The 14,102-nt window shown below is 65.9% G+C and carries 15 protein-coding genes; 9 read left to right on the forward strand and 6 right to left on the reverse strand.

Annotated elements, in window-relative coordinates; genetic code table 11:
• Positions 1 to 12: 12 nt before the first annotated feature.
• The 4 genes from ACZY1F_RS15505 to ACZY1F_RS15520 form a co-directional block, all read right to left on the reverse strand.
• On the reverse strand, positions 13 to 252 hold the full coding sequence (locus tag ACZY1F_RS15505; RefSeq protein WP_463942794.1) for a DUF6480 family protein: 240 nt from the start codon (positions 250 to 252) through the stop codon (positions 13 to 15).
• Positions 253 to 451: 199 nt separating this feature from the next.
• Positions 452 to 1,258 (reverse strand): glycerophosphodiester phosphodiesterase family protein, encoded by an 807-nt coding sequence (locus tag ACZY1F_RS15510; RefSeq protein ID WP_463942796.1) that lies wholly within the window; start codon positions 1,256 to 1,258, stop codon positions 452 to 454.
• Between the two features lie 27 nt (positions 1,259 to 1,285).
• Entirely contained in the window at positions 1,286 to 1,534 is a 249-nt protein-coding gene (locus ACZY1F_RS15515; protein WP_463942798.1) for a hypothetical protein, read from the reverse strand.
• A gap of 102 nt (positions 1,535 to 1,636) precedes the next feature.
• Positions 1,637 to 2,455 carry an HAD family hydrolase gene (locus ACZY1F_RS15520; protein ID WP_463942800.1) on the reverse strand — a complete coding sequence of 273 codons (819 nt, stop codon included), beginning with the start codon at positions 2,453 to 2,455 and terminating at the stop codon, positions 1,637 to 1,639.
• Positions 2,456 to 2,691: 236 nt separating this feature from the next.
• Between ACZY1F_RS15520 and ACZY1F_RS15525 the strand changes: the two genes are divergently transcribed.
• The 9 genes from ACZY1F_RS15525 (at position 2,692) to ACZY1F_RS15565 (ending at position 11,689) form a co-directional block, all read left to right on the forward strand.
• Positions 2,692 to 3,876, forward strand: a complete 1,185-nt coding sequence (locus ACZY1F_RS15525; protein ID WP_463942802.1) for an ABC transporter substrate-binding protein — start codon at positions 2,692 to 2,694, stop codon at positions 3,874 to 3,876.
• 170 nt (positions 3,877 to 4,046) lie between these two features.
• Entirely contained in the window at positions 4,047 to 4,433 is a 387-nt protein-coding gene (locus ACZY1F_RS15530; RefSeq protein ID WP_463942804.1) for a LapA family protein, read from the forward strand.
• Between the two features lie 150 nt (positions 4,434 to 4,583).
• Complete coding sequence (locus tag ACZY1F_RS15535) at positions 4,584 to 5,603, forward strand: VOC family protein (RefSeq protein WP_463942806.1); 1,020 nt, start codon at positions 4,584 to 4,586, stop codon at positions 5,601 to 5,603.
• 6 nt (positions 5,604 to 5,609) lie between these two features.
• The gene (locus tag ACZY1F_RS15540) at positions 5,610 to 6,572 is read left to right on the forward strand and encodes a fumarylacetoacetate hydrolase family protein (RefSeq protein WP_463942808.1); all 963 of its coding nucleotides are present in this window, start codon (positions 5,610 to 5,612) and stop codon (positions 6,570 to 6,572) included.
• A complete protein-coding gene (locus tag ACZY1F_RS15545; RefSeq protein WP_463942809.1) occupies positions 6,569 to 7,618 on the forward strand; it encodes a cyclase family protein in 1,050 nt (349 codons plus the stop codon). The genes ACZY1F_RS15540 and ACZY1F_RS15545 overlap by 4 nt, the downstream gene beginning before the upstream one ends.
• Before the next feature lie 86 nt (positions 7,619 to 7,704).
• Positions 7,705 to 8,829, forward strand: coding sequence for an FAD-dependent monooxygenase (locus ACZY1F_RS15550; protein WP_463942810.1), 1,125 nt, complete (start codon positions 7,705 to 7,707; stop codon positions 8,827 to 8,829).
• The gene (locus ACZY1F_RS15555; protein WP_463942812.1) at positions 8,826 to 9,905 is read left to right on the forward strand and encodes an amidohydrolase family protein; all 1,080 of its coding nucleotides are present in this window, start codon (positions 8,826 to 8,828) and stop codon (positions 9,903 to 9,905) included. Before ACZY1F_RS15550 ends, ACZY1F_RS15555 begins: the two co-directional genes overlap by 4 nt.
• Before the next feature lie 8 nt (positions 9,906 to 9,913).
• Positions 9,914 to 10,912 carry a fumarylacetoacetate hydrolase family protein gene (locus ACZY1F_RS15560; RefSeq protein ID WP_463942814.1) on the forward strand — a complete coding sequence of 333 codons (999 nt, stop codon included), beginning with the start codon at positions 9,914 to 9,916 and terminating at the stop codon, positions 10,910 to 10,912.
• Positions 10,913 to 11,689 (forward strand): SDR family NAD(P)-dependent oxidoreductase, encoded by a 777-nt coding sequence (locus ACZY1F_RS15565; protein WP_463942816.1) that lies wholly within the window; start codon positions 10,913 to 10,915, stop codon positions 11,687 to 11,689.
• A gap of 95 nt (positions 11,690 to 11,784) precedes the next feature.
• Here ACZY1F_RS15565 and ACZY1F_RS15570 read toward each other — a convergent pair whose 3' ends face one another.
• Entirely contained in the window at positions 11,785 to 12,756 is a 972-nt protein-coding gene (locus ACZY1F_RS15570) for a LysR family transcriptional regulator (RefSeq protein ID WP_463942818.1), read from the reverse strand.
• Positions 12,757 to 12,790: 34 nt separating this feature from the next.
• On the reverse strand, positions 12,791 to 14,011 hold the full coding sequence (locus ACZY1F_RS15575) for an MFS transporter (protein ID WP_463942820.1): 1,221 nt from the start codon (positions 14,009 to 14,011) through the stop codon (positions 12,791 to 12,793).
• Positions 14,012 to 14,102: the final 91 nt, after the last annotated feature.

Genomic DNA, 14,102 nt, shown 5'->3' on the forward strand with positions numbered 1-14,102 from the left:
TATGACGGCGGGCTATTCGCTGTGGCCCTGGTCGCCGCTCATCTGATCCTCGGCGGGCGGCGTTTCGCCTGGAGGTACGCCGCCGCCCGGCTCAAGTCCGGTGATGTTTCCTTCTGCGGGGTCAGGATTGGCTGACGCTGCGGAGTCTTTTCCTGACGTATGAGGTTCTTTCCGCGACCGATCCGGTTCAGCCTGATCGGATCCAGGCTGATCAGGGTTCGCGGGATCGTTTTCCGGATGGTAGCTGCTCATTGCGACTGTTCCTTTCCGTGAACATCCGGGAATCCACCCGGGTTATCAATCAATTGTAAGCATGCTGATAATTCCGCCAAGGAATTGTTCCGGCAGGCTCCGAGCCAGTCAGCCGGTTCGTTAATAAGTGGAAGCAGAATCCACAGGGGCAGCCGGCGCTTTGACTACGGCCGCACTTGAGCAGTCCAGGGAAACCGGGTCAGCTCCCGGGCCACTCGCCGCGTTCCTGCAGGACCTGCTTGAGCAGATCCGCGCGGTCGCTCACGATTCCATCCACGCCCAGGTCAAGCAAGCGGTGCATCTCGGCCGGGTGGTTGATGGTCCATACATGGACCATCAGTCCTAGGGCGTGCGCCCGCCGGACATAGGCCGGCGTCACCACGCGGATCGCCCCGTACCGGACCGGAACCTGCAGCGCCTGGACATCCCTTAACGGTCCCCGCAGCACAAAACGCAGCCACGTGGCCGGAAGCACCGGGCCCAGCAGGACAACCAGCGCGTTCGTCACCATCCCTGCCGAGGACGCCACCGGACGGCTTAGCAGCTTCAGGACCGCCCGGCGTCGGCGGTCTGAAAAACTGGCCACGAGGACCCGGTCATGCGCGCCGTGCCGTTCGATGCCGGCGGCCAGGCTTTGGACGGAGTTCCAGTCTTTGACGTCCAGGTTCAGCCGGGCAGCCGGGAAGGCCGCCAGCAGTTCATCGAACAGCGCCACGGGTTCGCGCCCGCCGATCCGCGCGGAGGAAACCTCGGCGGCGGTCAGCTCGGAAATCCGGCCGCGGCTGTCAGTGACCCGGTCCAGGGTTTCGTCGTGGAAGAGCAGCAGCACGCCGTCGGAGGTGGTGTGCACATCCGTCTCGAGGTACTCATAGCCAAGTTCGACGGCGGCCCGGAACGCGGCCATCGAATTCTCCAGCCCGTCCCGGGAGAATCCGCGGTGGGCCATGGCGATGGGACGCGAGGGACGGGCAGCGCCGCCGGAGGCATCAAAAAACGGCTGAGTCACGTTTGTGAGCGTACCGGAGCCGGCGGGCTACACCTCCTGCGGCACAATCTCCACGCCGTCACTGCAGTGCAGCAGCGTGCGGCCATGCCCGTTGTCGAGGTCCACCCACACGGCAGTGTGGTCCCGGGTGATGGCGTCCACGAACCCGCCGGTTTCGTACCCGGGGCTGAGACGGACGCGCACGCGGTCGCCCTCTTTCAATGCCTTCCAGTGCGCCGCCGGCTCTGCCGGGGGCAGCGGCGCTTCGGCCGCGCGTTGGTTGCCGTTCCTTGCCATGACTTCCCCTTTAGCCGCGGATGTGTATCCACAGCCCACGGTAGGCGGCAAACGTGAACGGAAGGTGAGCGGAAGCTGTGAATTCCGGCTACGGGGAGGGGGTCAGGACAGCTCTACCCCCAGCGCCGCGAGCCTGGCCTCGAGAATCTGGGCCACGCCGTCGTCGTCAAAGTGGGGCGCCTGCTGCCCGGCGGCGCTGATGGCGTCCGGATGGCCGCTGGCCATGGCGTATCCATGGCCCGCCCAGCGCAACATCTCGACGTCGTTGGGCATATCGCCGAACGCCACGACGTCGGCCGCGTCAATGGACAGGGCTTTTGCGTATTCGGCCAGGGTGACGGCTTTGTTGACGCCGGGGAGGGACAGCTCCAGCATCGCCACGGTCGGTGCGGAGTGCGTGGCGGAGGCGAGATGGGCGACGGCGGGCCGCACGGCGGCCAGGAAGTCGTCTGCGGTGCCATCCCTGACAATCGCCAGGAACTTCACAACGGCGTCGTCCGGGGCGAGCGTTTCGGCCAGCGGCGCGGGGGTAAATTCGGCCAGCAGTTCGCTGGAACCGTTCTCGATGAAACCGGGCTCAAGATGGAACCCGGTCAGCGTTTCCGCGGCGAAGAGCGCGGCCGGGCGCAGCTCTTTGATGATCCGCCGCAGTTCCAGCACCGCGTCAATGCCCAGCGTCCGGGCGGACACCAGCCGGTCCGCTTCGAGGTCCCACACCACGGCGCCGTTGGAACAGATGACGGTGCCGGTGTGGCCTAGTTGCTCCTCCAGCGGGTGGAGCCAGCGCGGCGGGCGGCCGGTGACAAAAACGAGCTCGATACCGGCATCCAGGCAGGCGTGGAAGGCCCGGACGGTGCGGTCGCTGATCTTTCCGTCGTGCCCAAGAATAGTTCCGTCAATATCACTTGCTACCAGCCGCATCCTGCCAGTCTACGTGGGCATGGGGCATCCCGGGCCGTGCCGCTTCGTCGCGGGCGGCTGGCCCGTTGGAGTCGCCCCGCGACGTTTTTTTACGCGGCGCTACGTCCTGTTGAGCCTTCGCGTCGTTGTGTGAACGTCCGTGTCCGGCGCCTTTGTGGGGGGTGGGGGCCGTCCGTAATCTCATCATCAACATCTCCGCATTCGCATCGCCAACATCCGCAAGCAAAGGAAACACCGTGACCACTCCCCCGGATAACACTCCGCAAAACCAACCGGCGGCCACCCGCATCGTGGCCGGCCAGACTTCCGCTCCGAAACGTCCGCTCGGCCTGAAGATCGGCATCGTGGCCGGCATTCTGGCCCTGGTGGGCGGCGGCGTGGCCGTGGCATCGGCGGTCTCCGGCAACAACGCTGCCACCTCCGCGGCGTCTTCCGCCGCTCCTGCCGGCAACCCGGCGGCAGAGCTCAAGCTCGGCTATTTCGGCAACGTGACGCACGCACCGGCCTTGGTGGGTGTCAGCCAGGGCTACATCGCCAAGGAGCTGGGCGATACGAAGCTCAGCACGCAGGTCTTCAACGCCGGGCCCGCCGCGATCGAGGCCCTGAACGCCGGCGCCATCGACGCCACCTACATCGGCCCGAACCCGGCCATCAATTCGTTCGTAAAGAGCGGCGGGGAGTCCATCAACATCATCGCCGGTGCGGCCGCAGGTGGCGCGCAGCTGGTGGTCAAGCCGGAAATCAACTCCGCCGCGGACCTCAAGGGCAAGACCCTCGCCTCGCCGCAGCTAGGTGGCACGCAGGACGTGGCGCTCCGCGCCTGGCTCGCCACCCAGGGCTACAAAACCAATGTGGACGGCAGCGGCGACGTCGCTATCAACCCCACGGAAAACGCCCAGACGCTGAAACTTTTCCAGGACGGAAAGCTCGACGGCGCATGGCTGCCTGAGCCCTGGGCCTCCCGCCTGGTGCTGACCGCCGGTGCCAAGGTCCTCGTCGACGAAAAGGACCTCTGGGACGGCTCACTCTCCGGCAAGGCCGGCGAGTTCCCCACCACCATCCTGATCGTGAACAAGAAGTTCGCCGCTGAGCACCCGGACACCGTGAAGGCGCTGCTCAAGGGCCACGCCAAGTCCGTAGACTGGCTGAACAGTGCTGCTGCAGGCGAGAAAGCCAGCGTCATCAACGCTGCCCTCAAGGAAGCGGCCGGTGCCGAACTCAAAGCCGACGTGATCGAGCGGTCCCTGAAGAACATCGTGTTCACCGTGGATCCGCTCGCCGGAACCTACCCCAAGCTGCTCAAGGACGGGGTGGAAGCCGGCACCACCAAGCAGGCGGACATCAACGGCATCTTTGACCTGACGGCCCTCAACGAGGTCACCGGGCAGAAGACGTCGGCCGCGGGGCTTGGTAAGGAGTAGTTCCTACGGTTCGCGCTGCACCGCCACGTAACCCGCTCGTCCCTCCGGAACTGTCCTCAGTTACGGACGGGTGGGCGGGTTTTCGCGTCCTTGCCCTTTATTTGGGCTACCGACGTTCGGATACGCACCGCATCCCGCCAAAATGGCCAGCGCAGAGAGACAATAACGGTATGAGCTCAGAAGAACCGCTGCCACCCACCGTCGTACCGCCCGCCGCTGTACCGCCCACACCAGAGGCCCAGCCCACGGTTCAGCGCACCGAACCTGCGCCACCGCCTGCGCGAGAGACTCCTCCCTCCCGCGTCACACGGACTGCAGTCATTTGGAGTGCCGTGGCGGTCAGCCTCGTGGTGCTAGTGCTGCTGATCATCTTCTTTATCCAGAATCAGGACATGGTTGCTGTTAAGTTCCTCGGCTGGGAGGGCCGGCTTGCCCAGGGTGTGGCCTTCTTCATCGCAGCCGTCGGTGGTGGCATTCTCGTGGCGATTGCCGGCGGCGCGCGCATCCTTCAGCTCCGCCGCACAGAAAGACGGCGCCGCAAGGCCACCAATTCCTAGCAGGCGACCGCGGCCACGACCCACGGAAGCTATCAGTCAGACGAATAGCTGATATCAAGAAGTTCGTCTTCCTCGAATACCTAACCTCCTTCAGAGTAGTTCCAAGACCTGCAGCGCCCAGAAGCAGCCAGAACTCAGAAGGAATTCAACGTGGAAACTCCCCTCTCCCATCTCGCGCACCTCGAGATCAGCACCCCCGACGTCGAAGCATCCGCCCGTTTTTACGAGAAAAAGTTCGGCATGCGCATCGTCGACCGGGTGGATGGAAACGTCTACCTGCGCTGCTGGGGCGACTACTACCGCTACAGCCTGGTCATCACCGAAGGGCCGGAAGCATCCCTGGGCCGGATGGCGTGGCGCACCAACTCCCAGGCGGCCCTCGAAGCAGCGGCCCAGCGCGTCGAAGCAACCGGCGTCCAGGGCAACTGGACCGCCGGTGGCCACGGCTATGGCAAGGCTTACGAGTTCACCGGACCCTACGGGCACCACATGCGGCTGTTCTTCGATGTGGAGAAGTTCGTCGCCGAACCCGGTTTCGAATCCACCTACCCGGACCGTCCTGAGCGCCGCAGCAGCCACGCAGCCGCGCCCCGTTTCCTGGACCACGTCACCGTGGCATCCTCCGATGTCCGCGGCTTCGCCAAGTGGCACAACGAGGCCCTTGGCTTCCGCGTCATGGCATTCGTGGACCTGGACGAAGCACCCATCACCGTGTTCTCCGTGCTGACCACCAACGAAAAGTCACACGACCTCGGCGTTGTCCTGGACACCTCCAGCCGTGCCGGCCGGGTCAACCACATCGCCTTCTGGGTGGACGCCACCGAAGACCTGCTCCGCACCGCGGACGTCATGATGGAAAACGGCACCGCCATGGAATACGGCCCCTCCATTCACGGCGTGGGCGAGCAGAACTTCCTGTACTTCCGCGACCCGTCGGGCCTGCGCGTCGAGCTGAACTCCGGCGGCTACCGAAACTACGTCCCGGATTGGGAGGCCAACACCTGGAAGCCGTCCGAAGGTTCCAACAACTTCTACAAAAACGGCGCCATGCCGCACTCCATGACGGAATCCTTCCCGCCGGCCGAAGGCTTCACCGCCACGGAAGAAGGCGCATCCCCGGAGATGAAGGAAGCCCTCCTGAACCCGTACGCCAAGCAGGGACGGGGCTAAGACACCATGGCCGAAGCTACGTATTCCCTCATCCGGTTCCAGGAGCCTGGCGACAGCAAGGCCCGCGCCGGCCTGCTCGTGGGCGAGCGCGTGCTGCCGCTGGACGGGGACATCAACTCCCTGATCGAGCATTGGGACGCCACCGAAGGACAGCTGGACACGCTCGCCGCCTCCGCCGGCGAGGACACCGGCCTGGCGCTGGCCGACGTCGAGGTCCTCGCCCCGGTGGAACCGGTCCAGGTCCTGCAGACCGGTGCAAACTACCGCAAGCACGTGATCGACCTCGCCGCCGCGCACCGCGAACCGGGCCAGGACGAAGACGAAGTACGCGCGAAGACCGCCGCAATGATGGACAAGCGGGCAGGTCAGGGAACGCCGTACTTCTTCATCGGGCTGCCGACCGCAATCGCTTCCGCGACGGAGGATCTCACCCTGCCCTCCTACTCCAAGTCCCACGACTGGGAGCTGGAGCTTGCCGCGGTGATCGGGAGGACGACGTTCCGGGTCACCCCGGAGGAGGCACTGGAATATGTGTTCGGCTACACCATGGTCAACGACATCACCACGCGTGAGTACGTTTTCCGCAAGGACATGCCTGCCATCGGCTCGGACTGGTACCGCGCCAAGAACGCCCCTGGCTTCCTGCCTACCGGCCCGCTGCTGGTGCCGGCCAAGTTCTTCGGTGACCCGCAGGACGTGCAGGTGACGCTGAAGCTCAACGGCAAGGCTATGCAGGACGAATCCACGCAGGACATGATCTTCGGTGTGGCCAAACTCGTCAGCGAAGCCTCCCAGATTATGCCGCTGCGCCCGGGCGACCTGGTCCTGACCGGCAGCCCCGCCGGCAACGGCGCCCATTGGGGCCGGCTGCTGCAGGACGGCGACGTGATGGAAGGCACCATCACCGGCCTGGGCACCCAGCGGATCAACTGCAGGGACGAAGTTCAACCTGAAGGCAGCCAGCCGTGACCACCCAGGACACCGCTGCTGTAAAAAACACCGGCACCGGGGAGTCAGCCACCAATGATTCCCCGGTGATCCGGCGTACGGACCCGCTGGGCAGCATCACGGCCGCGGCCTCCAAGTACAACAACTGGGGCCGTTGGGGCGACGATGACGTTCTGGGAACCCTGAACTTCATCAACGCGGCCAAGCGCATCGAGGCGGCGTCACTCGTGAAGACCGGTGAGGCGTTCTCCCTGTCCCAGCCGTTCGACACCAACGGCCCACAAAAAGGGTGGCGCCGCCGCACCAACCCCGTCCACACCATGACGGACACCGGCGTGGACGCCGAACGCGGCAACCAGGGCTTCCCGCACGGTTTTGGCGGCGCTGACGACGTGATCGCCATGCCGCTGCAGTGCTCCACCCAGTGGGACGGCCTGGGGCACATCTTCGACCGCGGCAAGGCCTGGAACGGGCGGGCGGCAGGCGATGTAGTTACCTCAGAAGGCGATCTGGTGACCGGGATCGAGACCGCTGCCGCGAAGATCGTCACCCGCGGCGTCCTGCTCGACGTCGGCCGTGCGCTGGGACCGGAACTTGGCCGGGACGACGGCGAGCTGCCGGACGGGTTCGCGATTACCTCGGACCACCTTGAGCGGACCATTGAACTGCAGGGACCCAGCTCACGGGTGGGTCGCGGCGACATCGTGGTGATCCGCACCGGACAGCACACCCGGGTCCGCCGCGACGGCTGGGGCGATTACGCCGGCGGGTCAGCTCCCGGGCTGTCCTTCAGCACCGCGTCGTGGCTGCACACCTCAGAGATCGCCGGCATCGCGACGGATACGTGGGGTTTCGAGGTGCGCCCTAACGAGTTCGACGGCGCCTTCCAGCCCCTGCACCAGATAGCCATCCCCAACCTCGGGCTGTTCCTGGGCGAGATGTGGGACCCGGACGGTCTGGCGGAAGCGTGCGCAGCGGACGGCAGGTACGACTTCCTGCTCACCGCCGCGCCGTTGCCCATTACCGGCGCCGTCGGATCGCCCGTCAACCCGATCGCCGTCCGGTAGCCGCCGTCCGGTAAGCGCAGCGGCACCACATATACAACAGCATCACAACCAGTAGCAGTAACGCCGTCAATACAAAGGAGTCAGCGATGGCAGCAGTACAGAACGTCGGAATCGTCGGGGCGGGAGCCGCGGGACTGACCGCAGCCATCCTGCTGGCCGACGCCGGAATCCAGGTGGAAGTCCTGGAGAAGGCCGATGCCCCGCAGACCCTCGGATCAGGGATTACCCTGCAAGGAAACGCCCTGCGGATCTTCCGTCAGCTCGGCGTCTGGGAGCAGATCGAGGCGAAGGGCTACGGGTTCAGCACCCTCGGCCTGCGCGCCCCGGACCCCGCCGGCACTGTCATCGCCGTCCTGGAGGACATCCGGACCGGTGGCGAGGACCTCCCGGCCACCTTGGGCATGTACCGCCCGGACCTCACCGCGATCCTCCGCGAAAGGGCCGAACGGGCCGGAGCGCGGATCACCTACGGCAAAACGGTCACCGGGGTAAGGGACGACGGCGGGTCAGTTACCGTAAGCACCGCCGACGGCGACAACGTCCGTTACGACCTCCTGATCGGCGCCGACGGGCTGCACTCCGCCGTCCGCAAGGCCATCGGCATCAACATCGAACCCGTATCCACGGGCATGGGCATTTGGCGCGCCTTCGTGGAACGCCCAGAGGACGTGGTCCGCACGGACCTTACCTACGGCGGACCCTGCTTCATCGCCGGCTACTGCCCCACCGGCCCGGACACCATCTACGCCTACCTCGTGGAAAAGGCCCAGGAGCGCAAGCACGAGGACGGCCCCCGCATCATGGCCGAACTCGCCGCAGCCTACGGCGGCCCCTGGAACGAGATCCGCGCCAACTTGGACCAGAGCGCCCGCATCAACTACACCCGGTTCACCACCCACCTTGTGGACGGCCCGTGGAACCGCGGCCGCACGGTGATTATTGGCGACGCCGCCCACAGCTGCCCTCCCACGGTTGCCCAGGGTGCAGCCATGGCGCTGGAAGACGCAGCCGTGCTCGCCGAACTGCTCATCAGCGCCGACGACATCACGGAGACACTCTGGAAAGAGTTCACCGACCGCCGGCTGGACCGGGCCAAGGCAGTGGTCAACGCCTCCGTCCAGCTGGGCCAGTGGATGCTGGACGGCGTCCGCGACGCCGATGTGCCGGGCCTCATGTACTCCCTGTCCACCCTGGTGAAAGAGCCCGCATGAGCACCTACGCTGCCGAAGAACAAGGCCCCACCGTAGACGTCCACGCCCACATCCTGCTTCCGGCTTTGCAGCAGCTCGTGGCCGAAGCCGATCCCGAAGGCTTAGGCGCCCAACAGGCCCTGGAAGTACGGCGCAACGGACCGGAATCCATGGCTGCTTCCGGCAAGATGATCAAAGAGCGGTGGCCGCAGCTGACGGACCTGGACCGCCGGCTCGCGGACATGGATTCCCAGGGCGTGGACGTGCAGCTGGTGTCACCGTCGCCGTCGCACTTCTATTACTTCGCCGGCGGAGACCTGGCCCTGAAGGTGGCAAAGTCCGCGAACCAGGCCGTGCGTGAGTTCGTGGACCGCGCCCCAGGACGCCTCAACGGCCTGGGCCTGGTCCCGTTGCAGCACCCCGCCTTGATGGTGGAAGCCCTGGAGCACGCTGTGCTGGAGTGCGGATTGCTCGGCGTGGAAATCGGTTCGTTCGCCGCCACTCCCGCCGACCCGGAACGCAGCAGCGTTGAGCTCTCGGACCCGCGCCTGGATCCGTTCTGGAGCCGGGCCGAGGAACTGGGTGCGCTGGTCTTTCTGCACCCGTTCGGCTGCTCACTGGACGAGCGACTGGACCGCTTCTACCTCGCCAACACCGTCTCCCAGCCGGCGGAAAACGCGGTGGCGCTGTCCCACCTGATCTTCAGCGGCGTCCTCGACCGGTACCCGGCCCTGAAGGTGCTCGCCGCCCACGGCGGCGGGTACCTTCCCACCAGCCTTGGCCGCTCCGACCACGCGTGGCGGGTCCGGCCGGAGGCACACGGCTGTGCCCAGCCGCCGTCGTCCTATCTGAAGAAACTGTACTTCGATTCGCTGGTCCACAGCGCTGCTGAACTGCGGGCCCTCGTGGCCGCCGCAGGGCCGGAGCAGGTGCTGCTGGGTTCGGACTACCCGTTCGACATGGGCTCCGACCTTCCTGTGGACGAGGTCCAGGCTGCCGGGCTCTCTGCCGACGATGCGGCCCAGGTTTTGGGTGGCAATGCCGCTGCCCTGGGCATCACGCCTGCTTCAGTCCTCACCGCCCGCCCCACCGCGTAAGGAACACCATGGTCAAGATTGCACGCTGGAATCACGACGGCGGGACGCGGTCCGGCTTCGTGGACGGTGGAAGCTGCTACGCCCTGCCTGCAGGCCAGACCGTCCAGAACCTCCTGGACGTTGGACTTGAAGACACGCTGGAGCAAGCCCGGCAGACCATCGGCGCCGGCGCCGGTGTTCCACTGGTGGACGTGCAATTGCTTGCCCCGCTGGTGCCCGCCACTATCCGGGATTTTGTGGCGTTCGAGGAACACGTGGAAGGCGTGCGGAAGAGCATTGACGGCGTGGCCGGCGTAGTGCCCGAGTGGTACGAGGCCCCCACCTTCTACTTCACCAATCCGCACACGGTGACCGGCACCGGCAAGGTGATCGGGATTCCGGCGGGCTGTACGGACCTGGACTTCGAAACCGAGGTGGCCGCCGTCGTCGGACGCGTTCCCGGAGGCGACGGCCGCAACCTGACCGCCGCGGAGGCACATCAGCACATCTTCGGCTACACGATCCTCAACGACTGGTCCGCAAGGGACCTGCAGCGCCGCGAAATGAAGGTCAGCCTGGGCCCGTGCAAGGGCAAGGACTTCGCTAATACGTTGGGGCCCTGGATTGTCACCGCGGATGAGTTCGAGGACCGGCACGACGGCGAAGGATTCCTCCCGATCTCCATGGCAGTTGAGGTCAACGGCGAAGCCATCGGCCAGGACCTGCTGTCCAACATGGGCTGGCCGTTCGCCGAGCTGGTGGCCTACGCCTCGCAGGATTCAGTGGTGCGGCCCGGTGACGTCCTGGGCTCCGGTACCTGCGGGAGCGGTTGCCTCGCAGAACTGTGGGGACGCAACGGCTCCAAGACTCCCCCGCCCCTGAAGACCGGCGACGTTGTCCGCATGACGGTGGAAGGAATCGGGACCATCGAGAACACTGTGGGTGCCCGGCGTGAGGCCGTGACCCGCGTGCCAGCGCGTCCCCGTCCGCGGAACCGGGTTGCCTCAGTGGTTGTTTCGGGCGTCTAGGTGCTCTCCCTTCAGCTCGACGGCCGGACTGTGGTGGTCACCGGCGCCGGCCAGGGCCAGGGTGCCGCCGAGGCGCGCATGCTGGTGGAGGCCGGGGCGCGGGTGATTGCCACTGATCTGTCGGCGGAGGTGCCTGGCGGGCTGGCCGGCCTGTCATCGTCTGAGGCCGGCGCACTGGTGTATCGGCAGCTGGACGTGTCCGACGCCGCGGGCTGGACCGGCCTCGCTCAGTGGATTCAGACCCAGGGGTGGACGGTGGACGGTCTGGTAAACAATGCGGGAATCACCCAGCGCAGCCGGTTGCTGGACGTCTCCGTGGCCGACCTGCAAAAGGTCTATGAGGTAAACGTTGCCGGATCCCTGTTGGGGATCCAGGCCCTCGCGCCCATGATGGCTAGCGGTGCGTCCATTGTTAATGTGGGCTCCGTGGCGGGCCTGACCGCGCACTATCCGGTGGCGTACACGGCCAGCAAGTGGGCGCTGCGCGGGTTGTCCCAGGTGGCGGCCATGGAGCTGGGCCCTCGCGGGATCCGCGGGAACACCGTCCATCCGGGCTTCATCGAAACGCCCATGACGGTGAGCGCCAAGCCGGAGTTTCGGACGGCCACGCTGGCTGAGACCCCGCTGGGCCGCACGGGACGCGTGGAGGAGGTGGCCGGCGTCGTGCTCTTCCTCCTCAGCCCGCTGTCTTCTTTCGTGACCGGTACGGAGATCCCGGTTGACGGCGGCCAGTCCGGCCACGGCGGAGCCAAGTCGGTCTCCGACGCCCTCCGCTGACGCCCCCAACTCCCGCGCCCCCGTTACAACCCCCAACCCCCAAGTAGGTCGCAGTAGATGTCGTTATGAGCGCTCATAACGACATCTACTGCGACCTACTTGGGGATGTGATGGGCACCGGATGTGATAGTCACCGGATGCGAGGTGACGGGGAAGAGCTCGTGCAGCCGGGCACAGGACCGCTGGACCACGGAGCGCAGCCAGACGCTGGCTGGGTCCTCTGTCTGGGACGGGTGCCAGTACATCGCCTCCACCAGGGACGCTTCGAGGCCGTCCGAGAACTCCAACACCACAATGTCCGCGCCGCGCTGGGCCCGTGCGCCCAGCATCCGCGGCACCAGCGCCACGAGGTCTGTTCCCTCTACCAGCAGCGGCAGTGACAGGAAGCCAGCTACCACCGCCGCCACGCGGCGCTGCAGGCCCCGCGACTCGAAGAGCTTGTCTGCCGGGGTGCTGATTCCCTCACCGAAATAGCCGACGGCGTGGGGCACGGTGGCCAGGTCCGCCAACGTGAGCCGGGGGTGCTGCAGCAGGGGGTTTCCGGTAGCGGCCACGGCCACGAAGCTGTCGCGGAACAGCTGCTTGCTGGTGCCCTGCATCTGGTAGCCCGTCGGCCCCACGAGCAGGTCGATTTTCGAATAGTCGGCCATTTGCCCCTGGATCCCGGAACCGGCGGTGGGGACGAAGTCCACTGACACATTGGGGGCCTCGTCCCGCAGGATGCCGCGAAGCGGACCCACGATCAGGGCAGCCGCGTAGTCCGAAGCAGCGATGATGAACTCCCGCTCGCTGGTAGCGGCATCAAAACCGGACCGGACGCGCGTGGCCCGCTGGACGTGAAGCATGGCTTCATCAACCAGCGGGACCAGGGACTGCGCAAAGGGCGTGAGGTCATACGTGCGGCCGTTCCGGACCAGGAGTTCGTCGTCGAAATGCCGCCGCAGCCTGGCCATGGCCGCGCTGGTGGCCGGCTGGCTGAGCTGGAGCCTCTCCGCCGCCCGGGAGACATTCTTCAACTCCAGCAGGACCTGCAGGTGGGGCAGCAGGTTGAGGTCCAGGTTCTTCATACCCACAGGTTATCCGGGCAGGACATCGGCCGTTCTAATGGCTGACCGGCACCATGCGCGGACCGCGGACCAGGACGGCGACAAATGCCACCGCACACGCCATTCCGAGTGCACCCAGGGCCAAGCCGAGGCTGCCCAGTCCCGCCGCAGCCGCCCCAAGGACGATGGGGGTAAGGAACTGGCCGATGAACAACGTGCCGGTCCAGATGCCTGTGCCCCGGCCGCGCTGCTGGAATTCAAGGCCGTTCACCGCCCATGTCAGCAGGGTGGGCAGCAGCACACCGGTTCCGGCGCTGGCAATTACTGCGCCCGCGATGGCCAGCGGAACGTTGCCCGCAACAGAGACCAGGAAGAGACCGACGGCGGCCAGCCCGAAGGCGATTGCCAGCAGGTTCCGCGTGCCCAGCTTCGCCAGGAAGCGAAAGGAGATGGCACCTGCCGCGGTGGCGAGGGACGCGATGGCCGCAGCAAGTCCGATAAGCGCTGCGTCCCCAACGCCCAGCCCGGTGATGACGTAAGGCAGGTGGACGATGAGCGCATAGAAAACGATCCCGCCGAACAGCGTCACCGCGGCGGGGGCACCGATCTGCCGCCATGGCACCGGGGTTCGGACCGCCGTCGTGCGCTGGCTCTTTGCCGGCTCCCAAAGCTTGAAGATCATGGGAATAACGATCACCGCGCTGACCGCATAGAGCCAGAACGGCGTCCGCCAACTGATGCCGCCCAATGCACCGCCGAGGGCAAAGAACGCGGTGGCTGCGAGCGCACTGACCATGGTCTGAAGTCCCAGATACTTGTTGCGCCGCTCGCCGGCGTAATAGTCGGTGATGAGGGTGGTGCAGCAGGTCATGATGGCCGCTTCCGCTATTCCCACGCCCACCCGGGACAAAGCGATGGACTCAAGAGTGTTCAGCCACAGCGGCGCGGTCCCGAACGCGGCGTACACCAGCATGGCGAAGACCAGCAGCTGCTTGCGGCCCACCCTGTCGGCCACATAGCCCGCCAGCGGTGAGAAAAGTGCCACAAACAGCGCCGGCAGCGTGAGCGTAAGCGGCACCAGGATGGCAACGCCGGGCGTGTCCGCGAACGCCTGGTTCAGGGTGGGCAGAACGGGTGCCAAAAGCACAGCCCCCAGTACCGGCATGCAGCTACCGGCAACCAGGAGTGCTGCCTGCAGCCGTCCTGGTTGCCGCGTCCCCGCAGAGCCCGGTGCCTCTTCTGTGGCCTGAGTGCCCCTGAGCTGAATATTCTCCATTGAATTCCTTAGCCTCGTGATGGTCACGGAGGGATCAGCGCGGTTCAGGCGCCGAAAGTGACTTCTCCTCACTGTGACGACGGTTCGACCA

It is taken from the genome of Pseudarthrobacter xylosi, from assembly GCF_055412765.1.